Below are 22,404 nucleotides of genomic sequence, written 5' to 3' on the forward strand. Positions count from 1 at the left end.
CGGGCCGTGTCAGCGGCCACGCGTCAGTGGGCCTGCGTGTCGCGTTCCGCCTCGGCCGCCTCGTGCGCGCGGCGCAGCCGCTCGCGGCTGTTGGTCAGATGCGTGCGCATCGCGGCACGCGCGGCTTCCGGGTCGTGACGCGCGATCGCCTCGTAAATATCCTCGTGCTCGTGATTGAGCCGGCCGACATAGCGCTCGAGATCGTCGCCGGCGAAGCGCGCCGAATTCACGCGCGTGCGCGGAATGATCGACGCGCCGAGCTGCGTCATGATGTCGACGAAATAACGGTTGCCGGTGGACTGCGCGATCTGCAGGTGGAACTGGAAATCGAGCTGCGCCGTGTCGCGGCCGCCACCCGCCCCTGACGCGATCGCGTCGAGCGCGCGCCGCAGCGCGGCGAGGTCGGTATCGTTCGCACGCTGCGCGGCGAGGCTCGCGCACTCGCTTTCGAGGCTGATGCGCAGTTCCAGCACCGCGAGCACGTCGCGCAGCGTCGTGATCGTCGCGGGATCGATGCCGAGCGTCCGGCGGCGCGACGGTTCGAGCACGAAGCTGCCGATGCCGTGGCGCGTCTCGATGAGGCCGCTCGCCTGCATCCGCGAGATCGCTTCGCGCACGACCGTGCGGCTGACGCCCTGCGCCGCCATGACTTCGGTTTCGGTCGGCAGCTTGTCGCCGGGACGCAGCGTGCCGTTTTCGATCTGCGCGGTCAGCGCGTCGACGACATCTTGTGCGAGGCTGCGTGCGCGACGGCGCGGCGCTGCGGGAAGCGTGGGCACGGACATGAGGCCGGTTCCTTTTTGAATGATCGTAATGTGAGCCGAGGGTTTACGCGGGGTTTGAGCGAACGCCGATGATTCATTATACTGCGTCACAAGTCATCCGACGACTGATGATCGCGACACGGATCTCCTGTCGACCGAGGCCGGCGCACCAGCGCCTGCCGGGTCCCGTGGTTCGCGATCGGCCGGCATTCGCGCATCTGCGCGGCTGCCGGCGCCCGGTTTCGCGGCCGATCGAAGCGCGCATCCGCGCTTGCTCCGGTCCACCGCGACACCGGCATCGAGCGGGTCGCCCCCACCCTTTCGGGTTGCTGTCGATATGCGGGGCTTGCGCGCCGCGCACGTCGGTTGTCGAATGATCGCACCTCCCGCCGCGCGCGGCAAAGATTTTGCCGCACGGCATTGCCCACTCTTCTGCCATCGCCGCCATGAACGCCGTCACTGCCTCGCCTTCCCACGACACGCCGCGCATCGTCGACCTGCAAGCCATTCCGGTCGCCGGCCACGACAGCATGCTGCTCAACCTGAGCGGCGCGCACGGCCCGTTCTTCACCCGCAACCTCGTGATCCTGAAAGACAGCGCGGGTCGGACGGGCGTCGGAGAGGTGCCGGGCGGCGAAAGCATCCGCCGCACGCTCGAGGACGCGCGCGCGCTCGTCGTCGGTCAGCCGGTCGGCAACTACCACGCGTTGCTCAACGACGTGCGGCGCACCTTTGCCGACCGCGACGCGAGCGGCCGCGGCCAGCAGACCTTCGACCTGCGCACCACGATCCACGCGGTCACCGCGCTCGAAGCGGCGTTGCTCGACCTGCTCGGCCAGCATCTCGGCGTGCCCGTGGCCGCCCTGCTCGGCGAGGGACAGCAGCGCGAGCGCGTCGAGATGCTCGGCTACCTGTTCTACGTCGGCGACCGCACCAAGGCCTCGCTGCCCTATCGCGACGGCCGCGGCGCGACCGACGACTGGACCCGCGTGCGCGACGAAGCCGCGCTGACGCCTGAGGCGGTCGTGCGTCTCGCCGAAGCCGCGCATGCACGCTACGGGTTCAACGACTTCAAGCTGAAGGGCGGCGTGTTCGAAGGCGCACGTGAGGTCGAAGCGGTGACGGCGCTCGCCGAGCGCTTCCCCGAAGCGCGCGTGACGCTCGATCCGAACGGCGCGTGGTCGCTCGACGAGGCCGTGCGCCTGTGCCGCGACCTGCACCACGTGCTCGCGTATGCGGAAGATCCGTGCGGCGCGGAGAACGGCTATTCGGGCCGCGAGGTGATGTCCGAATTCCGCCGCTCGACCGGGCTGCCGACGGCGACCAACATGATCGCGACCGACTGGCGCCAGATGGGCCACGCGGTACAGTTGCAGGCCGTCGACATCCCGCTCGCCGACCCGCACTTCTGGACGATGCAGGGCTCGGTGCGCGTCGCGCAGATGTGCCGCGACTGGGGCCTCACGTGGGGCTCGCATTCGAACAACCACTTCGACGTATCGCTCGCGATGTTCACGCACGTCGCGGCCGCCGCGCCCGGCCAGGTCACCGCGATCGACACGCACTGGATCTGGCAGGACGGCGAACGGCTGACGCGCGAGCCGCTGAAGATCGAGAACGGGCTCGTGGAAGTGCCGAAGCGTCCGGGTCTCGGCATCGACATCGACATGGATGCGGTCGCTGTCGCGCACGAGTTGTACAAGCAGCACGGGCTCGGCGCGCGCGACGATGCGGCCGCGATGCAGTATCTGATTCCGGGGTGGACGTTCAACAACAAGCGCCCCTGCCTCGTGCGCTGAGCGCGGGACGAACCGGGCGGCGGGTCCGCCCGGTCAGAAGGAAATGCGCCGGGTTCGCCCACGCATCGGTGGGGGCCGCACGGGAAAGGCTGCTGGCGGGAAACGGAATCCGGCTGAGCGGCGCCGGCCGGTCGCGGTCGAACCGGGCCCGGGCCCGGGACCACGACCCGGCGCAGTCAGCCGGTCAAACCCGTCCCGCCAAGTGCGACCGGTCACACGTACCCGGCCAGACCGAGCCGGCCACGCCTAGCCGGCCGCACCTACCCGGCCAGCCCAATCCCCCGCGCCATCCCCGACGCGGCAAACACGATGACCATCACGAGCAAGGCCTGCCAGTGGCCGATCCGCACGTAGGTCCGTGCACGGCCCAGATCGGGCATCTGCTGTTGCCGTGCGGCGATGCGCCAGCGGATCAACCCGAGCATCGGCACGATCTCGAGCAGCAGGATCAGTACGAGCGCGGTCATCTTGAGGTGAAAGAGCGGCTCATGAAGGTAATACGCCGAGCCTTTCTCGAAGCCGCCGAATGCACGCGTGAGCCCCGTCGCGATCAGCACCAGCGCGGACAACCCCCAGGCCGCGTCGGCCTTGAACACGCCGGGCAGGTCGGCGGCCTGCGCCGACGCGATGACCCGGCGCAGCGCACGGTTGCGCCCCGCGATCGCGGCGAACGCGACGCCGAATGCCATCAGGTGAACGGCTGCCAGCAACCAGCGGACGATCATTGCGCCTCCTTGTCGCCCGCGCGACGCGCAGGCCTTGTCAGACGATCTGCTTGAGCGCCGCGTCGAGCGCGAGCACCGCGACGCGATCGCCCTCGGTCGCGAGCGGCGCGCGCATCACGATCTGCCGGTTATGGCCGACGGCCGCCGGCGAATCCCACAACAGTTCCACCTTCGGCCGCCGGAACAGGCTGCCGCGACGCGGCGGCACGACGGCCGGCCGCGCTTCCTGCTCGCCCGCGGCGGGCGCGACGACCCGTCCGGGCCAGCGCACCGACAGTTCGCGCGCGTCATACTGGCCGACCTTGCGGCTCTCCATCCAGACGATCGCGGTACGCGTGAGCGTGTCGAGCGAGATCGCGTAGCGGCCGACCGCGAAGCGGCGCGCGGCCACGTTGGTGCGCCACAACGGCCGCGGGCGGCACATCCACACGATCGCCGCATACAGCGCCGGCGCGGCGACGAGCCAGCCGTTGGTCGCCGTCACCGCGTGCAGCGCACGGCGCCAGCCGGCCGCCCACGCGAACGCGCCGATCGACCACACGGCGAACAGGAAACCGATCAGCGCGAAGACCCGCAGCGCCTGGCGCAGCCACTGCGGCAGCGGATGGAACGGCCGCTCGGCGCGCGCGACGGCGCCCGGCAGCGCGAGCAGCAGGAAGATCAGCACGAGATAGACGAACGCCCAGGGCGACGACACCATCGCCGACAGCGACGCGCGATAGCCCATCTGGGACATCGAGAACAGCCAGCGCGCGAGCAGCACGAGACCGATCGCGCGCAATGCGAAGATCACGCCGGCGCCGGGGGCCGGCGCTGCGCGCGTGGTTTTCGTTCTCGCCAAGACTGCTCTCCTCTCGATGTTCGTGCGGGGTCGGATTTCACGGCACGGCCATTATAGGGACATTACCGTCTGGACAGACGGCCGGATGGCGTGCCGGACCGCTTCCGGGGCCGTTCGCGGCGCCGGGCGCGGCGAGAATACAACAGATCCGCGCCGCAGATGTGACAACGCCCCGCCGGGGACCCGGACGGGGCGTCGATGACGGCCTCAGCCGCAGTGCGGCCGGCGGCCCGGCATCAGCCTGCGTTGACTTCGCGCAGCACCGTGCGGCGCTTCTGGCGCAGCAGTTCCTCGTAGCCCTTCACGTAGTTCTGCGCCATCACCTTCGACGAGAAACGTGCTTCGAACGCGGCGCGCACCTTCTCGCGCGGCAGCGTATCGAGGCGCTTGAGCGCCGCGACGGCCGACAGTTCGTCTTCGACGACGAAGCCCGACACGCCGTTCTCGATCACTTCCGGCACCGAACCGCGCTTGAACGCGATCACCGGCGTGCCGCAGGCCATCGCCTCGATCATCACCAGGCCGAACGGCTCCGGCCAGTCGATCGGGAACAGCAGCGCGTGCGCGTTGCCCAGGAATTCGGTCTTTTCCGACTCGCTGATTTCGCCGATGTACTCGACGTGCGGCAGCGCGAACAGCGGCTTGATCTTCTCTTCGTAGTACGCGCGGTCAGCCTTGTCGAGCTTCGCGGCGATCTTGATCGGCATGCCGGCCTGCTCGGCGATGCGGATCGCGGTGTCGACGCGCTTCTCCGGCGAGATGCGGCCGAGGAACGCGAGGTAGCTCGGCTTCACGTTCGGGATCGGGGTCAGCAGGTTTTCCGGCAGGCCGTGGTATACGGTCGACAGCCAGTTCGCCTGCGGCAGCGGGATGCGCTGGTTGTCGGAGATCGACACGACCGGCACGTCGCTGAACGCGTTGAAGATCGGCTGCAGTTCCGGCAGGTCGAGACGGCCGTGCATCGTCGTCAGATGCGGAACCGGCTGGCGCGAGAACAGCGAGAACGGGTAATAGTCGATGTGGCAGTGCAGGACGTCGAACTCTTCCGCGCGGCGGCGCACCTGCTCGAGGAGCAGCATGTGCGGCGCCATCACGTCGCGGATCGTCGGGTCGAGGCGCAGCGCCTGCGGCCAGCACGCTTCGAGCTTCGCCGACGTTTGCGAATCGCCGCTCGCGAAGAGCGTGACGTCATGCCCCATCTCGACAAGTGCTTCGGTGAGGTAGGACACCACTCGCTCAGTACCACCGTACAGTTTCGGGGGCACCGCTTCGTGCAACGGAGCGATTTGGGCGATTCGCATGCGTAACTCCTAAAAAATCGGCTAAAAACCAGGTGTGGGTCGGCAACCTGCCGGCGGTCCGGGCTGGATGCATTTCGTCCGAAGATCGGACGAATCAGCCTGCCGGGGGCGTCGAACCCGCGCTGCTCAAGGAGCGTCGGCGACGCGACAGGCATAGAACGTTTGAAACGAAGACCCGTTGACAGGGGTTCGTAAAAAACCTGGAATCGAACCCGGAGCCGATTATCTAGGGTTAATCCCGATACGGCGCACAACATTTCAAACAATTTACTTTGTTACAAAGGCGCAACACTTTGCAACCCGCGGACTTGGGTGTCCGTTCTAGAGTGGAAGGCCCTTTTGGCGTTCCGAGTCATCCCGCCACTGCCGGCATCGTGCGATTCCGGCGCATGCGGCAGGACGGATGCCGGATTTTATCTCAAAATTGATCGCGCGCCCCTGACCAAGGCAAGATTCGCGCAGCGCAATGCACGGCCTTGTTTACAATGCCGGATTATTCAGTCCGGGCGACCGTGGGCTGCGATCCAGCCGATCCGCTCAATCACCGAATCACCGCACGCATATTTTGGAATCTCTCACCCCTGCCCAGCGCAACGCCCACAACGCGAAGCTGTCGAGCTACGCGCATCGGCCGATCGCGTTCCTGTTCCGCTACATCCGTCTGCATCCCGTCGCGCACCTGGTCGTGCTCTGCAGCGTGCTGGCCGCCGTCGGCTGCGCGCTCGGCTCGCAATACGCGATCAAGCACCTGATCGACGTGCTCGCGACCGGGCGCCATCATCCAGGCCCGCTGTGGAGCGCGTTCGCGCTGCTCGTCGGGCTGATCGCGGCCGACAACCTGCTGTGGCGCGTCGGCGGCTGGGTCGCCGCGCACACGTTCGTCGCGGTCACCGGCGACCTGCGGCGCGACCTGTTCCAGTACCTGATCGGCCATTCGCCGACCTACTACTCGGAAAAGCAACCGGGCACGCTCGCGAGCCGCATCACCGCCACGTCGAACGCCGTCTATACGTCCGAGAACACGATGGCGTGGAACGTGCTGCCGCCGTGCATCGCGGTGATGGGCGCGATCCTGATGATCATCGTCGTGAACCCGCTGATGGCCGCCGGCCTGCTCGGCTGTTCGGCCGTGCTGTCCGTCGTGCTGTTCAAGCTCGCCGGGCGCGGCTCCGCGCGCCATCATGCGTTCGCGTCGAAGGCCGCCGCGGTCGACGGCGAGCTCGTCGACGTGATCGGCAACATGGGCCTCGTGCGCGCGTTCGGAATGACGCTGCGCGAACAGAAACGCTTCGGCGCGACGGTGAAGGCCGAGATGGACGCGCGCCAGCAAAGCCTGCTCTATCTCGAGAAGCTGCGCCTGCTGCACGCGGTGATCACCGCGATGCTGTCCGCCGGCCTGCTCGGCTGGGCGCTGTGGCTGTGGGACCAGGGCCGCGCGACCTCCGGCGACATCGTGCTCGTCAGCTCGCTGGGCTTCACGATCCTGCACGGCACGCGCGATCTGGCGGTCGCCCTCGTCGACGTCACGCAGCACGTGGCACGCCTGTCCGAAGCCGTGAAGACGCTGCTCGAGCCGCACGGGATGCCGGACAGCTCCGACGCACAACCGCTGTCGGCCAAGGGCGGGCGCGTCGATTTCGAACGCGTGACGTTCGCGTATCCGCACCGCCGCGCGATCCTCGACCACTTCGACCTCCGTATCGAACCGGGCCAGCGCGTCGGCCTGATCGGCAAGTCGGGCGCCGGCAAGTCGACCGTGCTCGCGCTGCTGCAGCGTTTCTACGACACGCAGGACGGCGCCGTGAAGGTCGACGGCCAGGACGTGAAGGCGATCACGCAGGACAGCCTGCGCCATGCGATCGCGCTCGTGCCGCAGGACATCTCGCTGCTGCACCGGACCATCTACGACAACATCGCGTACGGCCGCCCCGAGGCGACCCGCGAGGAAGTGCTCGCCGCCGCGCGCGACGCCCGCTGCTCCGAGTTCATCGAGGCGATGCCGGAAGGCTTCGACACGATCGTCGGCGACCGCGGCGTGAAGCTGTCGGGCGGCCAGCGCCAACGCATCGCGATCGCGCGCGCGATCCTGAAGGACGCGCCGATCCTGCTGCTCGACGAAGCGACGTCCGCACTCGACAGCGCATCCGAGGAAGCGATCCAGAGCGCGCTCGACCGCCTGATGGTCGGCCGCACGGTGATCGCGATCGCGCACCGGCTGTCGACGCTGCGCAACTTCGACCGGATCATCGTGATGAGCAACGGCAAGGTGATCGACGACGGCAGCCCCGACGTGCTGCGCAACCGTCCGGGCCTGTACCGCGACCTGCTCGCGAAGCAGCACGGCCGCCATCACGCGCCCGACGGCACCACGCCGACCGGCGAACGCGCGGCCTGACGCCAAGGCACGCTGCAGATAAAAAAGCCGCCGTGCTTCACGCACGGCGGCTTTTTTCATGGCATCGCGCGACCTCCGCCGCGCAGCGCGGGGGTTACACGCGCTGCAGGTCGCGCAGGAAGTTGTCGCGCCACACCGACACGTTGTTCTCCCGCAGCTGCGCGATCATGTCCGCATAACGCGCGCGCCGCTCGGCGAGCGGCATCGTCAGCGCCTGCGACAGCGCATCGGCCATCCCGTCGATGTCGATCGGATTGACGATCAGCGCGCCCGTCAGCTCGCGTGCCGCCCCCGCGAAGCGCGACAACACCAGCACGCCCGGATCGTCCGGATTCTGCGCGGACACATACTCCTTCGCGACGAGGTTCATCCCGTCGCGCAGTGGCGTCACGAAGCCGACGCGCGCGAGGCGATACAGCGCGGCGAGCACCTGCCGGTCGTACTGGCGGTGAATGTAGAGGATCGGCGCCCAGTCGAGCTCCGCATAGCGGCCGTTGATGCGCCCCGACTCCGCTTCGAGCTGCAGGCGGATATCCTGGTACGCGCGCAGGTCGGCGCGCGTCGACGGCGCGATCTGCAGGAACGACACGCGGTTGCGGATCGAGGTCTGGTGCTCCAGCAGCTTCTCGAACGCGCGGAACCGCTCGACGAGCCCCTTCGAATAATCGAGCCGGTCGACGCTCATGATCAGTTGGCGCCCGCGCAGCGACGTGGCCATGCGCGCGGCCTTGCCGTTCTCGCCCGCCTGCGCGAGCGACGCGATCTCGTCCGGATACACGCCGATCGGATAGGCGGCCGCGCGCAGCGTGTTGCCGAACGCGCTCACGCGCACCGTGTGCCCTTCGCGCGCCACTTCGCCGCCGGCCTCGAACTCGATGTAGTCGCAGAACGCGCGCAGGTCCGGCTCTGTCTGGAAGCCGAGCAGGTCGAACGCGCACAGCGACTCGACGAGCTCGCGATGCGGCGGCACGTTGACCAGCACCTGCGCGGCCGGAAACGGAATGTGCAGGAAAAAGCCGATGCGGTTCTTCACGCCGGCCGCACGCAGCGCACGCGCGAACGGGATCAGGTGATAGTCGTGCACCCAGATCACGTCGTCGTCCTGCAGCAGCGGCACGAGCTGCTGCGCGAGCCAGACGTTCACGCGGCTGTAGCCGTCGAACTCGTGGCGGTCGTACTGGATCAGGTCCGCGCGGTAATGGAACGCGGGCCACAGCGTCGCGTTCGAGAAACCGCGGTAGTACTGGTCGTAATCGCGGCGCGACAGCCCGACGGTCGCGAACGTCACGGGGCCGCGCTCCTCGATGCGGATCTGCGGCTGCGGCGCACCGGACGCGACCACCTCGCCGCTCCAGCCGAACCACATGCCGCCCGTCTCCTTCAGCGCATCGTAGACGCCGATCGCGAGGCCGCCCGCCGCCGGCTCGCCTTCCGAAATCGGGGCGACGCGGTTCGAAACGATGATGAGTCGACTCATGCGCCCGTCTGCTCCGCACCAAGCCAGCGGGCGATCTGCGCGTGCAGCGCGTCGACCGAGTCGAGCCGCGTGCGGGCCGACGTCTCGCCCGCGCCGACCTTGATCGACAGGCCGCCGCGCGCGTTGACCACCGCGAAGCCCTTCTCGTCGGTCAGATCGTCGCCCGCGAACAGCGGCACTCGGCCCGCGAACGGCGGCTCGTCGAGGAACGCGGCCAGTGCGCGCCCCTTGTCGACGCCCTTCGGCTTGATCTCGAACACCATCTTGCCGGGCTGCAGCACGTAGGCATCCGCATATTCGGCGACGAGGCGCTCGGCGGCTGCGCGCGCGACCGGTTCGCGCTCGGGTGCGTTGCGGTAGTGCAGCGCGACGGCCGCACCCTTGATTTCGAGCAGCATGCCCGGATGACGGTCGACGACGGACGCGAGCTCGCGCTCGATGCGCAGCAGCCGCTCGTCGTTGAAGCCGATGCGCTGCGTGTCGCCGTTCGCGTCGCGACGTTCGGCGCCGTGCAGACCCGCGATCGGCAAGTCCGGCATGTTCAGGAACGTGTCGATGTTGTCGATGCCGCGGCCCGACACGACGGCGACCGCGCCGTGCGAGCGGCGCCGCAGTTCATCGAGCAGCGTCAGCAGCGACGGCGGCACGTGAATGCTGTCGGGCGTCGGCGCCAGCTCGACGAGCGTGCCGTCGAAGTCGAAAAAGAACGCGGTATCGGTCAGGGACAGGGAAGCCGGAACGGATTGCATCGATTCGATAGGCTGAGGAGCGGCCTGCAAACGCGGGGCCGCCGCTGCGAGAATGGAATTGTGCGCATCTTACCGCGCCTGCGTATCGAGATGGGCGAAACTGGCGCAGTGCGGGCCACTCGCCGCCCCGCCGCGTCAACTGCGACATATTGCCCCGCTCGCCCATGCCGTACGGGTTTCGAAAGGACGCGGGCGCGGGAATTGCGCTACAGTCGGCAACCGCCGGCCGCGCGACGCATGGCGCCGCGCCGGCCGGCGACCGTTCCATATGGAAACAGTCCCTAAGATGTCGCCTGCCCGTCCCGCGCCGCACCGGCGCTTCTTCAGCCTCACCCGCTTCGTCCGCACGGCCGCGGCGCTGACCGCCGCCGTCGCGCTCGCCGCGTGCACGCACGACGAGCCGAACTGGCGCCTGACCAACGTCACGGGCCACCTGCCCGACCTGTCGTTCACGCTCACCGGCGGCGACGGCCGCCCGGTCGACGCGAACGCGTTTCGCGGCCGCGTCGCGCTTGTCTACTTCGGCTACACTCACTGTCCGGACGTCTGCCCCGAAACGATGGCGCGGCTGATGGAAGTGCTTTCGAAGCTCGGCCCGCGAGCGCACGACGTGCGCATCCTGTTCGTCTCGGTCGATCCCGCCCGCGACACGCCGCAGGCGATGCAGTCGTACGTCGCCGCGTTCGACGCCGCGCACGCACGCGGCCTGACCGGCACCGACGGCCAGATCGAATCGCTCGCGAAACGCTATCGCGTCGCGTACCAGATGGAGAAACGCGATCCGTCCGGTGGCTACGAAGTCACGCACAGCTCGGCCGTATACATCTTCGACGCGAACGGCCGCGCGCGCCTGCTCGCGACCGACCGCGATTCGCCCGACGCCATCGCCGCCGATGTGCGCCGGATCGTCGACACCGCCTCCACCCCCTCCTGAATTCCGAACTCCGACATGAAGACGACCCTCAAGACGTTCGCCCTCCTCGCCGCGCTGTGCACCAGCGCGCACGCCTACGCCGCCGGCGCGATCACCGCGCAGAATGCATGGGTGCGCTGGCTGCCGAACCAGCTGCCCGCGGGCGGCTACGTGACGCTCGTCAACACGGGCGACAAACCGGTCGATCTCGTCGACGTCGACAGCCCCGACTACGGGATGGCGATGCTGCACCAGACCGTGTCGAACGGCTCGACACAGAAGATGGAAATGGTCGACAAGCTGACGATCCCCGCGCGCGGCAAGGTCGACATCGCGCCGGGCGGCTATCACTTCATGCTCGAGGAACCGAAGCACGCGATCAGGCCCGGCGACACCGTGCGCCTGCGCCTGAAATTCTCCGACGGCGAGACGGTCGACACGCCGTTCGCCGTGAAGTCGCCGGCCCAGGCGAAGTGATGCGCGCGCGATGAACGTCCTGTACTGGCTCGATCCGTGGGAACCGTCGCCGACCGTGGTCATCGCGGTGCTGACGGCCGCCGTGCTGTTCGCGCGCGGCGTGAAGAAGGCGAAGGTGTCACCGCTGCGGCAGTTCTCGTTCTGGCTCGGGCTGACGGCGCTCTACCTCGCGCTGCATACGCGGCTCGACTACTTCTTCGAGCACGAATTCTTCATGCACCGCGCGCAGCACCTCGTGCTGCATCACCTCGGGCCGTTCTTCATCGCGCTGGCTTATCCGGGTGCGGCGATCCGCGCGGGCATTCCGTTTCGCTGGCGGCAGCGCTTCGTGCGCCCCGCGCTCGCGTGGGTACCCGTGCGCGCGACGCTCGACGTGGTGTTCCATCCGGTCGTCGCGGTCGTGCTGTTCGTCGGGCTGATCTATTTCTGGCTGCTGTCGCCGATCCACTTCATCGCGATGCTCGACTGGCGCCTGTATCGCGTGATGAACTGGAGCATGGTGATCGATGGGCTGCTGTTCTGGTGGCTCGTCGTCGATCCGCGTCCCGCGCCGCCCGCACGGCTGTCGCCGGGCCGCCGGATCCTGATCGTCGTCGCGGCGATCCCGCCGCAGATCGCGCTCGGCGCGCTGATCTTCTTCACGCCGCACGAGCTGTATCCGATCTACTCGATCTGCGGACGCGCATTCACATGGCTCAGCCCGCTGCGCGACCAGCAGATCGGCGGCCTGCTGTTGTGGATTCCAGGTTCGATGATGAGCGTGATCGGTGCGCTGATCGCGCTGCGGCACTGGTTGCGGTTGTCCGCGCGCGGCCGTTTGATCGAAGAACGGGCTGCCGCCCGGCCCGCGGCACGCCCTTCGGTGACGCGCGCCGCCCACTGACGGCGCGGCGCGTCAGTCGCGCACGCTGGTCATCCACACGTGCGGGATGCCATCCTCGTCGTGCACGTCCGAGCTCGGCGTGAAGCCGAATGCCCCATAGAAGCGCTGCAGGTGGGCCTGCGCATGCAGGCTCACCTGCGCATCCGGCCACTGCGCGCGGATGTGCTCGAGCGCGCGCGAGATCAGCGCATTGCCGAGGCCCGCACCGCGAAACGGGGGGGTCGTCAGCACGCGGCCGATGCGCACGTCGGTGTGCTGCGCGTCCGGCAGCAGCACGCGCAGGTAGCCGGCGAGGCGGCCCGCGGGATCGTACGCCGCCAGATGCCATGCGGCCTGGTCCGCATCGTCGATGTCGCGATACACGCAGTTCTGCTCGACGACGAACACGGCGCTGCGCGCGTCGAGGATCGAATAAACTTCACGCGCCGTCAGCGCGTCGAAGAATTTCCAGCGCCAGTCGAGATCGTCGGCGCGCAGGGATGCGGCAGGTGCGGAAGCGTTCATGGTCGGTCCTGATTCGGGCGCGCCGGCCGGCGCGCGGCAACCGTCGATTATGCCTCGAAGCGCACGCGGCACGCGACCGCCCTTCCGCGCATGAAAAAAGCCCCGCACTGCGCGGGGCCTGTCCATCATGCCGGCATCCGGCCGAAGCGGCCGTTGTTGAAATCGTCGATCGCGGTCCGGATTTCCTCTTGCGAGTTCATCACGAACGGCCCGTAACCGACGACCGGCTCATCGATCGGTTCGCCGCTCAGGATCAGCAACTTGGCGTCGCCGTTCGCTTCGATCTCGACGTCGCGCCCGTCGCGGCTCAGTTGCACGAACTGCGCTTCGCGGGCGACCGTCTCGCCGTTCACCAGTAACGTACCGCTCAGCACGACCACCGCGAGCGTCCGCCCTTCGGCGATCGGGAACCGCGCACGGCCGCCGGCCGCGAGCCGCACGTCCCACACGTCGATCGGCGTGTGCGTGCGGGCCGGGCCGCGCCGCCCGTCGAGTTCTCCCGCGATGATCCGCGCACGCCCCGCACCGTACGGCAGTTCGATCACCGGGATGTCCGCGTTCAGCAGCGTCTGATAGCCGGGTGCGCCCATCTTGTCGGCGGCAGGCAGGTTCACCCACAGCTGCACCATCTCGAGCGGGCCGCCACGCTTCGTAAATGCTTCCGAGTGGAATTCCTCGTGCAGGATCCCGCTCGCGGCCGTCATCCACTGCACGTCGCCCGGGCCGATCACGCCGCCCGCGCCGGTCGAGTCGCGGTGTGCGACTTCGCCGTCATAGACGATCGTCACCGTTTCGAACCCGCGGTGCGGGTGCTGGCCCACCCCGCGCGGTGCCGAAGCCGGCTCGAAATTCGCAGGCCCCGCGTAGTCGAGCAGCAGGAACGGGCTCAGGTGCGCCCCGTGAGACTGATAGCTGAACATCGAACGCACCGGGAAACCGTCGCCGACCCAATGGCCGCGCGGCGCACTGTAAACACCCTGGATCTTCTTCATTTGCCTTCTCCGAATTGCGGCGAAACACCTGTTTCGCATCCTGGGTACGAATATAGTGGTGGGACGATTGATCCGGTAGACTGCCAAAATCGCACTCAGCGTTCTATTTTATGAACGATAACAAACGGGATCTGAACGATCTCTATTACTTCGTGCAGGTCGTCGAGCACGGCGGCTTCGCGCCGGCCGGGCGCGCGCTGAACATGCCGAAATCGAAGTTGAGCCGCCGCATCGCGCTGCTCGAGGCGCGGCTCGGGATGCGGTTGATCCAGCGCTCGACGCGCCGCTTCACCGTCACCGACGTCGGCCAGACCTACTACGCGCACTGTCGCGCGATGCTCGTCGAAGCGGACGCAGCCGACGAGGCGATCGCGCTGCTGCACGAGGAGCCGCGCGGCATCGTGCGGGTCAGTTGTCCGATCGTGCTGCTCGATTCGCTGGTCGGCACGATGATCGCCGCGTTCATGGTCGCGTGCCCGCGCGTCGAGATTTACCTGGAAGCGACCAACCGGCGCGTCGACGTGGTCGGCGAAGGGATCGACGTCGCGATCCGCGTGCGCCCGCCGCCGCTCGAGGACAGCGATCTCGCGCTGCGCGTGCTGGCCGAGCGCGGCCAATGCCTCGTCGCGAGCCCCGCGTTGCTGCGTGAGCTCGGCGTGCCGGCCGTCCCCGCCGACCTGACCCGGCTGCCGAGCCTCGATCACGGCGTGCCGCAGACCACGCACGTATGGCGGCTGCGCGGCCCCGACGGCGCGCACGCGGAAATCCACCACCAGCCGCGGCTCGTGACGGGCGGCATGCTCGCGCTGCGCGCGGCGGCCGTCGCCGGGGTCGGTGTCGTGCAGTTGCCGACGATGATGGTGCGCGACGAAGTCGCGCGCGGCGAACTGGCGACCGTGCTGCCGGACTGGGCGCCGCGCCGCGAGATCGTGCACGCGGTGTTCGCGTCGCGGCGCGGGCTGCTGCCCGCGGTGCGTGCGCTACTCGACTTCCTGGCCGAGCGGTTCGCCGAACTCGAACCCGATTGAGCGACGGCGCGGCGCGTTCGACACGGCGCTCGCGAACCGCGCGCTGCAAACAGGCCGCGCGTGCCGTAGACTGCGGGACGCGCATCGCGCTTTTCACAACCCCGCTGTTCACAACCCTTTCCGCATTTCAGCCATGTTCACGCTGTCCACCGACCCACACGCCTCCAAGGCCGAACACTATGCGACGCTCGTCGAGCAGGCATGCGCGCTCGTCGAATCGGAGCGCGACCTGACGGCGAACGCCGCGAACTTCGCCGCGCTCGTCTATCACTCCCTCGACCGCCTGAACTGGGCCGGCTTCTATTTCTTCGACGGGACGGAACTCGTGGTCGGCCCGTTCCAGGGCATGCCCGCGTGCGTGCGGATCGCGCTCGGCAAGGGCGTGTGCGGCACGGCTGCGCAGACCCGCGAAACGCAGGTCGTGCGCGACGTGCATGCATTTCCCGGCCATATCGCCTGCGATGCCGCGTCGGAATCGGAAATCGTCGTGCCGCTGGTGGCGGCCGACGGCACGCTGATCGGCGTGTGGGACGTCGACAGCCCCGTCGCCGCGCGTTTCGACGACGAGGACCGTAACGGGATGGAAGCGCTGTGCCACGTGTTCGTCGAACACGCGTGGCAGAAGGCGCGCGGTCGAGCCGCGTGACGCTGCCGGCCGCGGCCGCGGAAGCAGCTGCCTGCTGATCGCGCCGCTCGGCCGCCAATGACACGGGCCCCACACGGGGCCCGTTTTCGTTGCGCCGCTGCGCGCGGCTTGCTGCGCGTCAGGCCGCGTGCGTGCCGGAAAGCGCCGCGAATGCCTGCGGCTTCACGTCGTCCGACAGGATCTCGAAGCCTTGCTCCGTCACGACGACCATGTGCTCCCATTGGGCGGACAGCGAATGGTCCTTCGTGACGACCGTCCAGCCGTCCGCCAGCACGCGCGTATCGCGCTTGCCCGCATTCAGCATCGGCTCGATCGTGAAGATCATCCCCGGCCGCAGCGGCACGCCGGTGCCCGGGCGGCCATAGTGCAGCACCTGCGGCTCGTCGTGATACACATCGCCGATCCCGTGCCCGCAGTACTCGCGGACCACGCTGAACCCTTCGCGATGCGCGACCTGCTGGATCGCATAGCCGACGTCGCCGAGCGTCGCGCCCGGACGAACCGCGCGGATGCCTGCATGCATCGCCTCATAGGTCGTCGCGACGAGACGTCGCGCCAGTTCGCCTGGCTCGCCGACGAAATACATGCGGCTCGTGTCGCCGAACCAGCCGTCCTTGATCACCGCGATGTCGAGATTCACGATATCGCCGTCGCGCATCGGCCGCGACGACGGAATGCCGTGACAGACCACGTGATTGACCGACGTGCACAGGGTTTTCGGATAGCCGTGGTAACCGATGTTCGCCGGGATCGCGCCGAGCGCGTCAACGATGTATTCGCGGCAGCGCGCGTCCAGCTCGTCGGTCGTGACGCCCGGTTTCACGTGTTCGGTGATCATCGTCAGCACCTGGGACGCGAGCTTCGCGGCCTCGCGCGACTTGGCGATTTCCGCGGCACCGCGGATCGGGATTTCGCGCCTCGCCATTACGCCACCTGCTCGATGCCGTGGGCCACCGACTCCGTCGGACCGGCATCGCCGCCGCGTGCTTCGGTCTCGATCAGCATCCGGCAGATATCGCCATAGGACAGCGACGGATTGAGTTCCGCCAGCATCCCGACGCGCAGCCAGTGCTCCGCCTGCGCATTGATCGAACGGCTCAGCGCGGTACTGGTCGAGCGCAGCCGTTCGTGCATGTGCTCGGAGATCTTGATGATTCCCATATGTCTCCAATTAAACGAAATGTAGCCATTTCGTATATTACGCTCACCCCGGTCGTCGGGCAAGCGCTCGACCGCCAGCGAACCGCCGATCCGGAACAGCAGGAATCCCGTTGACATCGAATTCCAACTTGCTGGAAAATAAATCCACTATGCAGGAATCGACCCACTCCCCTGCCGACGACACCGGCATCAACGAACGCATCGCCCGGCGCGTGCGCGACTTGCGCACGCTACGAGGCTACACGCTCGATGCGCTCGCCGCGCGTTCCGGCGTCAGCCGTTCGATGATCTCGCTCATCGAGCGCGCGTCGGCGAGCCCGACGGCCGTCGTGCTCGACAAGCTCGCGGCGGGTCTCGGCGTGTCGCTGGCCGGGCTGTTCGGCGGCGATCGCGACGATGCGCCCGCGCACCCGCTGGTGCGCCGCGCGCAGCAGGCGGAATGGCGCGATCCGGCATCCGGTTACGTGCGGCGCAATCTGTCGCCGCCCGGCTGGCCGTCGCCGATCCAGCTCGTCGAGATCGATTTCCCGCCCGGCGCGCGCGTCGCATACGACTCGGGCGGGCGCGAAAGTGCGCTGCATCAACAGGTGTGGATCGTCCATGGGCGCGTCGACGTCACGTTCGGCGACCAGCTTCACGAACTTCACGAAGGCGACTGTCTGGCCATGCGCGTCGATCAGCCGCTGATTTTCAGCAACCCGTCGTCGCACGTCGCGCGCTATGTCGTCGCGATCTGCGATGTCCCCGCCGCCGCCGGCGCGCGGAGTGTGTCATCCGTTCAGAGCCGACAGGCACAGGAGCCCGCATGAATTCCCCGAAACCGCGCGACGACGTGCGCCTGATCGATTGCAGCGAGGCCGAGCATGCCGCGGCCATCCTCGAGATCCTGAACGATGCAATCGTGAACTCGACCGCGCTGTACGACTACCGGCCGCGCCCGCCGGAAGCGATGGTCACGTGGTTCGCGACGAAGCGCGCAGGCGGTTTTCCGGTCGTCGGCGCGGTCGATGAGTCGGGCACGCTGGTCGGCTTCGCGAGCTGGGGCACGTTCCGCGCGTTCCCTGCGTACAAGTACACGGTCGAGCACAGCGTCTACGTCCACCGCGACCATCGCGGCCGCGGGCTCGGCGAGCTGCTGCTGCGCGAGTTGATCCGGCGTGCGCGCGAAGCCGAAGTACACGTACTGGTCGGCTGCATCGACGCGACCAACGGCGGCAGCGTCGCGCTGCACACGCGCCTCGGCTTCGTGCACTCGGGCACGATCACCGAAGCGGGCTTCAAGTTCGGCCGCTGGCTCGATGCGGCGTTCTATCAGTTGAGGTTCGACACGCCGGCTCAGCCGGTCGATGGCTGATCGGCATCGCCGAATGTTCGGCACGGCCATGATGACGCGGACGGCGTAGACGGCCCGCGGCACGGCCATCGCTTCACCCGCGACAATGCGCGATCAAGACATCGCACCGCGTTGTCGCCCCTCCTCCCGGTTTTTCCACACGCATCCCGGGCCCCGGCCCCGCACCTTTGCCCCGTGACCACGCGTGTGACGTTCACCGCATTCTTGCGCGAGAACGGTAGCGATACGGTATTCCCCAGCGGCCACAGCACGGTCGCCTACCGATCCATCACCCGGAGAATGCCGTATGAAAACACCCCATGCCTTGCCACATCATCCCGGATCGCGACGCGATGCCGGCCTCGCGCGACGCGCGGTCCGATGCGTTGCGTGGTCGCTTGCCGCCCTCCCGCTTTTCTGCGGACAAGCGTTCGCGGCCGGCGCATGTCCGACGCCGTTTGCGCTGAGCGGCAACACCGATCTTCTGTGGAAGGAAGTCACCAACAACCAGTGGCGCAACATGCTGCCGCGCGGCTGGACCGACAACGGTTTCCATTTCTACAGCAGGGTGCGCAGCCGCGGTCCGGAAAACGGCATCAACACCCCGTCGGACCTCGAATCGGAAATCCGCAAACAGGTTTCGGACGAACCGGCCGGCGGCAACAATCCGAATCGCCGGGCGATCACGCTGCCGATCGCGAACAGCAAGGGCCAGCATCTGCTTGCGATTTACGACTACGACGGCAAGAGCACGTCGAAGTGCGAGTTGGTGACGCTGACGTATCCGGCGGAATAGCTGCGCGGATGACGTTCGGATCAAGCGCGGAAAAAAGAAAAGCCCCGCCGAAGCGGGGCTTTTCTTTTCTTGCTGGAGGCGCGAGCCGGAGTCGAACCGGCCTAAACGGCTTTGCAGGCCGCTGCATAACCGCTTTGCTATCGCGCCAAAAGCGGACTGTCCGGATGCCGTGGCGGCAAGCGACAGATTTTTTTATTCGAGGACCGTCAGTCCATCAAATAAAAAGGGAAGCGTGGCTTCCCCATGACTTGGAGCGGGAGACGAGTCTCGAACTCGCGACCTCAACCTTGGCAAGGTTGCGCTCTACCAACTGAGCTACTCCCGCATTGTCCTGCACCTGCAGCGCTTTGCCTTACAACACGCTGCCAGAAAAATCTGGAGCGGGAGACGAGTCTCGAACTCGCGACCTCAACCTTGGCAAGGTTGCGCTCTACCAACTGAGCTACTCCCGCATGTGTCCTGCATCTGCAGCGCTCTGCCGTACAACACGCTGCCAGAAAAATCTGGAGCGGGAGACGAGTCTCGAACTCGCGACCTCAACCTTGGCAAGGTTGCGCTCTACCAACTGAGCTACTCCCGCATGTGTCCTGCATCTGCAGCGCTCTGCCGTACAACACGCTGCCAGAAAAAATCTGGAGCGGGAGACGAGTCTCGAACTCGCGACCTCAACCTTGGCAAGGTTGCGCTCTACCAACTGAGCTACTCCCGCGTATTGCTGCGCTACTGCTTCCCCGTCACACACTTAGTTCGCCGTGCAGCGGAGAAGCGAGATTATGTCGAAGGCACATTCGTATGTCAAGGGCTTTTCCAGCCCTTTTTCCAAAAACCTGCGCAACCGACGTGCGGGACCGGTCACGCGCCGCCGCGCTCGCGAATCTGCGGCCATGCGAGCTTCATGTAGTACAGCATCGACCAGATCGTCAGCACCGCCGCGAGGTACATCAGCCACTCGCCCCACACCCGCGTGTCGATCGTCGCGATGCCGAGCGGCAGCGGGCCGTAGTACAGCAGCATCGGGATCGCGACCATCTGGCACGCGGTCTTGAACTTGCCAAGCTGGTTCACCGCGACGCTCTTCGACGCACCGATCTGTGCCATCCATTCGCGCAGCGCCGAGATCGCGATCTCGCGGCCGACGATCACGAGCGCGATCGCCGCGTCGACCCGCGAAATCTGCACGAGGATCAGCAGCGCGGCCGTCACCATCAGCTTGTCCGCGACCGGATCGAGGAACGCGCCGAACGACGACGTCTGGTTCCACTTGCGGGCGAGAAACCCGTCGAACCAATCGGTCAGCGCGGCGAGGATGAAGATCGCCGCTGCCGCGAGGTTGCGGTGCGCGCCGCCCATCACCGTGTCCGGCAGATAGAACACGCCGACGACGAGCGGGATCAGCACGATCCGTACCCACGTCAGGAAAATCGGGAAATTGAACGGCATGGCATGCGGGTCAGTAAAGGATTCGCAATTGTGCCGTGTCGACCGGCCTGCCACAAGAACGCGAGATCGCGCTCAGGCGCGGCCGGTCGCACGGCCGGATCAGTGAAGCTGCTTGTAGATCTGCTCGGCGAGCGCGTGCGAGATGCCGTCGACGCTCGCCAGTTCCTCGACGCTCGCGGCGACCACCCCGCGCAGCCCGCCGAACCGCGCGAGCAGCCGCTGCCGGCGTTTCGCCCCGACCCCTTCGAGTTCCTCGAGCCGCGAGGTCTGGCGCGCCTTCGCCCGCTTCGCGCGCATCCCGGTGATTGCAAAGCGGTGCGCCTCGTCGCGGATCTGCGCGACGAGCATCAGCGCGGCGCTCTCCTTGCCGAGTTCGAGCGGCGTGCGGCCGTCCGCGAACACGAGCGTCTCGAGGCCGACCTTGCGCCCCTCTCCCTTCGCGACGCCGACCAGCATCGATGTGTCGAGCCCGAGTTCGGTGAACACCTGGCGCGCGATCTCGACCTGCCCCTTGCCGCCGTCGATCAACACGATGTTAGGCAGCATGCTCGATGCCTCGGCCTTGCGCGTCGATTCGCCGTCGAGGCCGGCCGCGTCGTCGGCGGCCGCCGCCTGCGCGGCCTGCTCGACCATCTTCTCGTAGCGGCGCGTCAGCACCTGCCGCATGGCCGCGTAATCGTCGCCCGGCGTGATGCCGGTGATGTTGTAGCGACGGTACTCGCCCGACTGCATCTTGTGATGGTGATAGACGACGCACGACGCCTGTGTCGCCTCGCCCATCGTGTGGCTGATGTCGAAACATTCGATCCGCAGCGTCGCGAGATCGTCGCACTCGAAGCTGAGCGTCTCCGCGAGCGCGCGCGTGCGCGCCTGCTGCGAGCCCTGCTCGGACAACAGCCGTGCGAGCGCGATCTGCGCGTTCTGCTCGGCCATCGACAACCACGCACGCCGCTGCCCCTGCGGCTGCCGCACCAGCGATACCTTGTGGCCGGCCTGCTCGGACAGCAGCTCGAGCAGGTCGCGGCTCGCGGGCGCATGGCTCACGACCAGCACGGGCGGCACGCGATTGCCGAGATAGTGCTGTGCGATGAACGCATCGAGCACCTCGGCCTCCACCGACACCCCGGCGTCACGCGCGGCAGCAGCCTCGTCCACGGGCCGGTCGGGCAACGCCGCAGCGGTTTCATCGGCACCGTCCGCCGCTTCGGTCTCGTCGCCGAGCCCGCCTTCGGCAAGCGTCAGCGCACTTTCGACGTGCGTCGGGAAATAGGCCTTGTCGCCGAGATGCCGGCCGCCGCGCACCATCGCCAGGTTCACGCACACGCGTCCGCCCTGCGCGACCACCGCCAGGATGTCGACGTCGCTGTCGCTGCCGACCTCGATCGCCTGCTGGTGCAACACCGTCGCGAGGGAGCTCATCTGGTTGCGCACGGCGGCCGCCTGCTCGAACTTCAGCTCGGCCGCGAACGCGTGCATCTTCTGCTCGAGTTCCTTCATCACCTCCGACTGCCGGCCGAGCAGAAACCGTGCGGCATTCGACACGTCGATCGCGTAGTCATCCTCGGAAATCGCGCCGACGCACGGCGCCGTGCAGCGCCCGATCTGATGCAGCAGGCACGGCCGCGTGCGATTGTTGAAGACCGAATCCTCGCAGGTGCGCAACTGGAACACGCGCTGCAGGATCTGGATGCTCTCGCGCACGGCCCATGCGCTCGGGAACGGCCCGAAGTACTGGTTCTGCTTGTCGACCGAGCCGCGGTAGTACGCCATGCGCGGAAAGCGGTGCGCGGTGAGCTTCAGGTACGGATACGACTTGTCGTCGCGAAACAGGATGTTGTAGCGCGGCGCGAGCGCCTTGATCAGGTTGTTCTCGAGCAGCAGCGCCTCGGCCTCCGAGCGCGTGACGGTCGTCTCGATGCGCACGATGCGCGTGACCATCATCGCGATGCGCGGCGACATCTGCGTCTTCGTGAAATAGCTCGACACGCGCTTCTTCAGGTCGCGCGCCTTGCCGACGTAAAGTACGGCGCCCGCCGCGTCGTAGTAGCGGTAAACGCCCGGCATGTGCGGCAACTGCGCGAGGATCTTCTTGGGTTCGAACGGGGTGTCGGCGGCTTCTGGGGATGTCATGCGTGATCCGGGTGCCTTGTGGCGCGGAACGGGTCCATTAGAATCGCCAG

Annotated in this window: 22 protein-coding genes and 5 tRNA genes; 10 read left to right on the plus strand and 17 right to left on the minus strand. The window is 67.3% G+C overall.

Annotation, left to right across the window (positions count from 1 at the left end; genetic code table 11):
* Positions 1-23: 23 nt before the first annotated feature.
* Positions 24-785, minus strand: a complete 762-nt coding sequence (locus DIE23_RS05960; protein ID WP_124611266.1) for a FadR/GntR family transcriptional regulator — start codon at positions 783-785, stop codon at positions 24-26.
* A 425-nt stretch (positions 786-1,210) separates the two neighbouring features.
* On the opposite strand from DIE23_RS05960, the gene gudD reads away from it, so the two are divergent.
* Positions 1,211-2,563 carry a glucarate dehydratase gene (gudD, locus tag DIE23_RS05970; protein ID WP_124611268.1) on the plus strand — a complete coding sequence of 451 codons (1,353 nt, stop codon included), beginning with the start codon at positions 1,211-1,213 and terminating at the stop codon, positions 2,561-2,563.
* A gap of 260 nt (positions 2,564-2,823) precedes the next feature.
* On the opposite strand, the gene DIE23_RS05975 is transcribed toward gudD, so the two are convergent.
* The 3 genes from DIE23_RS05975 to DIE23_RS05990 form a co-directional block, all read right to left on the minus strand.
* Positions 2,824-3,288 (minus strand): DUF2214 family protein, encoded by a 465-nt coding sequence (locus DIE23_RS05975; RefSeq protein ID WP_124611269.1) that lies wholly within the window; start codon positions 3,286-3,288, stop codon positions 2,824-2,826.
* 37 nt (positions 3,289-3,325) lie between these two features.
* On the minus strand, positions 3,326-4,129 hold the full coding sequence (locus DIE23_RS05980; protein WP_124611270.1) for a hypothetical protein: 804 nt from the start codon (positions 4,127-4,129) through the stop codon (positions 3,326-3,328).
* 236 nt (positions 4,130-4,365) lie between these two features.
* Entirely contained in the window at positions 4,366-5,430 is a 1,065-nt protein-coding gene (locus DIE23_RS05990) for a glycosyltransferase family 4 protein (protein ID WP_124611272.1), read from the minus strand.
* 565 nt (positions 5,431-5,995) lie between these two features.
* On the opposite strand from DIE23_RS05990, the gene DIE23_RS05995 reads away from it, so the two are divergent.
* A complete protein-coding gene (locus DIE23_RS05995; RefSeq protein ID WP_124611273.1) occupies positions 5,996-7,825 on the plus strand; it encodes an ABC transporter ATP-binding protein in 1,830 nt (609 codons plus the stop codon).
* A gap of 94 nt (positions 7,826-7,919) precedes the next feature.
* Here DIE23_RS05995 and otsA read toward each other — a convergent pair whose 3' ends face one another.
* Complete coding sequence (gene otsA, locus DIE23_RS06000; RefSeq protein ID WP_124611274.1) at positions 7,920-9,302, minus strand: alpha,alpha-trehalose-phosphate synthase (UDP-forming); 1,383 nt, start codon at positions 9,300-9,302, stop codon at positions 7,920-7,922.
* Positions 9,299-10,051, minus strand: coding sequence for a trehalose-phosphatase (gene otsB / locus DIE23_RS06005; protein WP_124611275.1), 753 nt, complete (start codon positions 10,049-10,051; stop codon positions 9,299-9,301). Before otsB ends, otsA begins: the two co-directional genes overlap by 4 nt.
* A 286-nt stretch (positions 10,052-10,337) precedes the next feature.
* Here otsB and DIE23_RS06010 point away from each other — a divergent pair, with 286 nt between their 5' ends.
* From DIE23_RS06010 to DIE23_RS06020, 3 genes are read left to right on the plus strand one after another with little or no spacing between them, the layout of a single operon-like run.
* A complete protein-coding gene (locus tag DIE23_RS06010; protein ID WP_124611276.1) occupies positions 10,338-10,985 on the plus strand; it encodes an SCO family protein in 648 nt (215 codons plus the stop codon).
* A gap of 15 nt (positions 10,986-11,000) precedes the next feature.
* Positions 11,001-11,441, plus strand: coding sequence for a copper chaperone PCu(A)C (locus tag DIE23_RS06015; RefSeq protein WP_124611277.1), 441 nt, complete (start codon positions 11,001-11,003; stop codon positions 11,439-11,441).
* Positions 11,442-11,451: 10 nt separating this feature from the next.
* Positions 11,452-12,324 carry a cytochrome c oxidase assembly protein gene (locus DIE23_RS06020; protein WP_124611278.1) on the plus strand — a complete coding sequence of 291 codons (873 nt, stop codon included), beginning with the start codon at positions 11,452-11,454 and terminating at the stop codon, positions 12,322-12,324.
* 12 nt (positions 12,325-12,336) lie between these two features.
* Here DIE23_RS06020 and DIE23_RS06025 read toward each other — a convergent pair whose 3' ends face one another.
* Together DIE23_RS06025 and DIE23_RS06030 are read right to left on the minus strand one after the other, a co-directional pair.
* Positions 12,337-12,828, minus strand: coding sequence for a GNAT family N-acetyltransferase (locus DIE23_RS06025; RefSeq protein ID WP_124611279.1), 492 nt, complete (start codon positions 12,826-12,828; stop codon positions 12,337-12,339).
* 125 nt (positions 12,829-12,953) lie between these two features.
* A complete protein-coding gene (locus DIE23_RS06030) occupies positions 12,954-13,820 on the minus strand; it encodes a pirin family protein (RefSeq protein ID WP_124611280.1) in 867 nt (288 codons plus the stop codon).
* A gap of 110 nt (positions 13,821-13,930) precedes the next feature.
* On the opposite strand from DIE23_RS06030, the gene DIE23_RS06035 reads away from it, so the two are divergent.
* Together DIE23_RS06035 and DIE23_RS06040 are read left to right on the plus strand one after the other, a co-directional pair.
* On the plus strand, positions 13,931-14,848 hold the full coding sequence (locus DIE23_RS06035; RefSeq protein WP_124611281.1) for a LysR family transcriptional regulator: 918 nt from the start codon (positions 13,931-13,933) through the stop codon (positions 14,846-14,848).
* 133 nt (positions 14,849-14,981) lie between these two features.
* Entirely contained in the window at positions 14,982-15,494 is a 513-nt protein-coding gene (locus DIE23_RS06040) for a GAF domain-containing protein (RefSeq protein ID WP_124611282.1), read from the plus strand.
* 118 nt (positions 15,495-15,612) lie between these two features.
* On the opposite strand, the gene map is transcribed toward DIE23_RS06040, so the two are convergent.
* Positions 15,613-16,419, minus strand: a complete 807-nt coding sequence (gene map / locus DIE23_RS06045; protein WP_124611283.1) for a type I methionyl aminopeptidase — start codon at positions 16,417-16,419, stop codon at positions 15,613-15,615.
* Positions 16,419-16,655 (minus strand): ParD-like family protein, encoded by a 237-nt coding sequence (locus DIE23_RS06050; RefSeq protein WP_059523699.1) that lies wholly within the window; start codon positions 16,653-16,655, stop codon positions 16,419-16,421. Before DIE23_RS06050 ends, map begins: the two co-directional genes overlap by 1 nt.
* Positions 16,656-16,804: 149 nt before the next feature.
* On the opposite strand from DIE23_RS06050, the gene DIE23_RS06055 reads away from it, so the two are divergent.
* The 3 genes from DIE23_RS06055 to DIE23_RS06065 all read left to right on the plus strand — a co-directional run bounded on the left by DIE23_RS06055 (position 16,805) and on the right by DIE23_RS06065 (position 18,784).
* On the plus strand, positions 16,805-17,464 hold the full coding sequence (locus tag DIE23_RS06055; protein WP_124611284.1) for a helix-turn-helix domain-containing protein: 660 nt from the start codon (positions 16,805-16,807) through the stop codon (positions 17,462-17,464).
* Positions 17,461-18,009: a GNAT family N-acetyltransferase gene (locus DIE23_RS06060; RefSeq protein WP_124611285.1), complete on the plus strand. Its 549-nt coding sequence runs from the start codon at positions 17,461-17,463 to the stop codon at positions 18,007-18,009. The genes DIE23_RS06055 and DIE23_RS06060 overlap by 4 nt, the downstream gene beginning before the upstream one ends.
* 286 nt (positions 18,010-18,295) lie before the next feature.
* Entirely contained in the window at positions 18,296-18,784 is a 489-nt protein-coding gene (locus DIE23_RS06065) for a hypothetical protein (protein WP_124611286.1), read from the plus strand.
* A gap of 73 nt (positions 18,785-18,857) precedes the next feature.
* Here the strand turns inward: DIE23_RS06065 and DIE23_RS06070 are convergent.
* From DIE23_RS06070 to uvrC, 7 genes are all read right to left on the minus strand, one after another.
* Positions 18,858-18,931: transfer RNA gene (locus DIE23_RS06070), tRNA-Cys, on the minus strand.
* 102 nt (positions 18,932-19,033) lie between these two features.
* Positions 19,034-19,109: transfer RNA gene (locus DIE23_RS06075), tRNA-Gly, on the minus strand.
* 51 nt (positions 19,110-19,160) lie between these two features.
* Positions 19,161-19,236, minus strand: a tRNA-Gly gene (locus DIE23_RS06080).
* A gap of 52 nt (positions 19,237-19,288) precedes the next feature.
* A tRNA-Gly gene (locus tag DIE23_RS06085) sits at positions 19,289-19,364 on the minus strand.
* A 53-nt stretch (positions 19,365-19,417) separates the two neighbouring features.
* Positions 19,418-19,493: transfer RNA gene (locus tag DIE23_RS06090), tRNA-Gly, on the minus strand.
* Between the two features lie 143 nt (positions 19,494-19,636).
* A complete protein-coding gene (gene pgsA / locus DIE23_RS06095) occupies positions 19,637-20,224 on the minus strand; it encodes a CDP-diacylglycerol--glycerol-3-phosphate 3-phosphatidyltransferase (RefSeq protein ID WP_006757520.1) in 588 nt (195 codons plus the stop codon).
* A gap of 99 nt (positions 20,225-20,323) precedes the next feature.
* On the minus strand, positions 20,324-22,354 hold the full coding sequence (gene uvrC / locus DIE23_RS06100; protein WP_124611287.1) for an excinuclease ABC subunit UvrC: 2,031 nt from the start codon (positions 22,352-22,354) through the stop codon (positions 20,324-20,326).
* Positions 22,355-22,404: the final 50 nt, after the last annotated feature.

The organism is Burkholderia sp. Bp9143 (genome assembly GCF_003853645.1).
Classification (GTDB): Bacteria; Pseudomonadota; Gammaproteobacteria; order Burkholderiales; family Burkholderiaceae; genus Burkholderia.

Bases quoted from the DNA above. Each gene is read 5' to 3' on its own strand.
- DIE23_RS06010 (WP_124611276.1), top strand. From the start codon at position 10,338: ATGTCGCCTGCCCGTCCCGCGCCGCACCGGCGCTTCTTCAGCCTCACC.
- DIE23_RS06050 (WP_059523699.1), bottom strand. From the start codon at position 16,655: ATGGGAATCATCAAGATCTCCGAGCACATGCACGAACGGCTGCGCTCG.
- DIE23_RS06020 (WP_124611278.1), top strand. From the start codon at position 11,452: ATGAACGTCCTGTACTGGCTCGATCCGTGGGAACCGTCGCCGACCGTG.
- DIE23_RS05990 (WP_124611272.1), bottom strand. From the start codon at position 5,430: ATGCGAATCGCCCAAATCGCTCCGTTGCACGAAGCGGTGCCCCCGAAA.
- DIE23_RS06055 (WP_124611284.1), top strand. From the start codon at position 16,805: ATGCAGGAATCGACCCACTCCCCTGCCGACGACACCGGCATCAACGAA.
- DIE23_RS06030 (WP_124611280.1), bottom strand. From the start codon at position 13,820: ATGAAGAAGATCCAGGGTGTTTACAGTGCGCCGCGCGGCCATTGGGTC.
- otsA (WP_124611274.1), bottom strand. From the start codon at position 9,302: ATGAGTCGACTCATCATCGTTTCGAACCGCGTCGCCCCGATTTCGGAA.
- DIE23_RS06065 (WP_124611286.1), top strand. From the start codon at position 18,296: ATGAAAACACCCCATGCCTTGCCACATCATCCCGGATCGCGACGCGAT.
- gudD (WP_124611268.1), top strand. From the start codon at position 1,211: ATGAACGCCGTCACTGCCTCGCCTTCCCACGACACGCCGCGCATCGTC.
- pgsA (WP_006757520.1), bottom strand. From the start codon at position 20,224: ATGCCGTTCAATTTCCCGATTTTCCTGACGTGGGTACGGATCGTGCTG.
- map (WP_124611283.1), bottom strand. From the start codon at position 16,419: ATGGCGAGGCGCGAAATCCCGATCCGCGGTGCCGCGGAAATCGCCAAG.
- DIE23_RS06015 (WP_124611277.1), top strand. From the start codon at position 11,001: ATGAAGACGACCCTCAAGACGTTCGCCCTCCTCGCCGCGCTGTGCACC.
- uvrC (WP_124611287.1), bottom strand. From the start codon at position 22,354: ATGACATCCCCAGAAGCCGCCGACACCCCGTTCGAACCCAAGAAGATC.
- DIE23_RS06025 (WP_124611279.1), bottom strand. From the start codon at position 12,828: ATGAACGCTTCCGCACCTGCCGCATCCCTGCGCGCCGACGATCTCGAC.
- DIE23_RS05975 (WP_124611269.1), bottom strand. From the start codon at position 3,288: ATGATCGTCCGCTGGTTGCTGGCAGCCGTTCACCTGATGGCATTCGGC.
- otsB (WP_124611275.1), bottom strand. From the start codon at position 10,051: ATGCAATCCGTTCCGGCTTCCCTGTCCCTGACCGATACCGCGTTCTTT.
- DIE23_RS06035 (WP_124611281.1), top strand. From the start codon at position 13,931: ATGAACGATAACAAACGGGATCTGAACGATCTCTATTACTTCGTGCAG.
- DIE23_RS06060 (WP_124611285.1), top strand. From the start codon at position 17,461: ATGAATTCCCCGAAACCGCGCGACGACGTGCGCCTGATCGATTGCAGC.
- DIE23_RS06040 (WP_124611282.1), top strand. From the start codon at position 14,982: ATGTTCACGCTGTCCACCGACCCACACGCCTCCAAGGCCGAACACTAT.
- DIE23_RS05960 (WP_124611266.1), bottom strand. From the start codon at position 785: ATGTCCGTGCCCACGCTTCCCGCAGCGCCGCGCCGTCGCGCACGCAGC.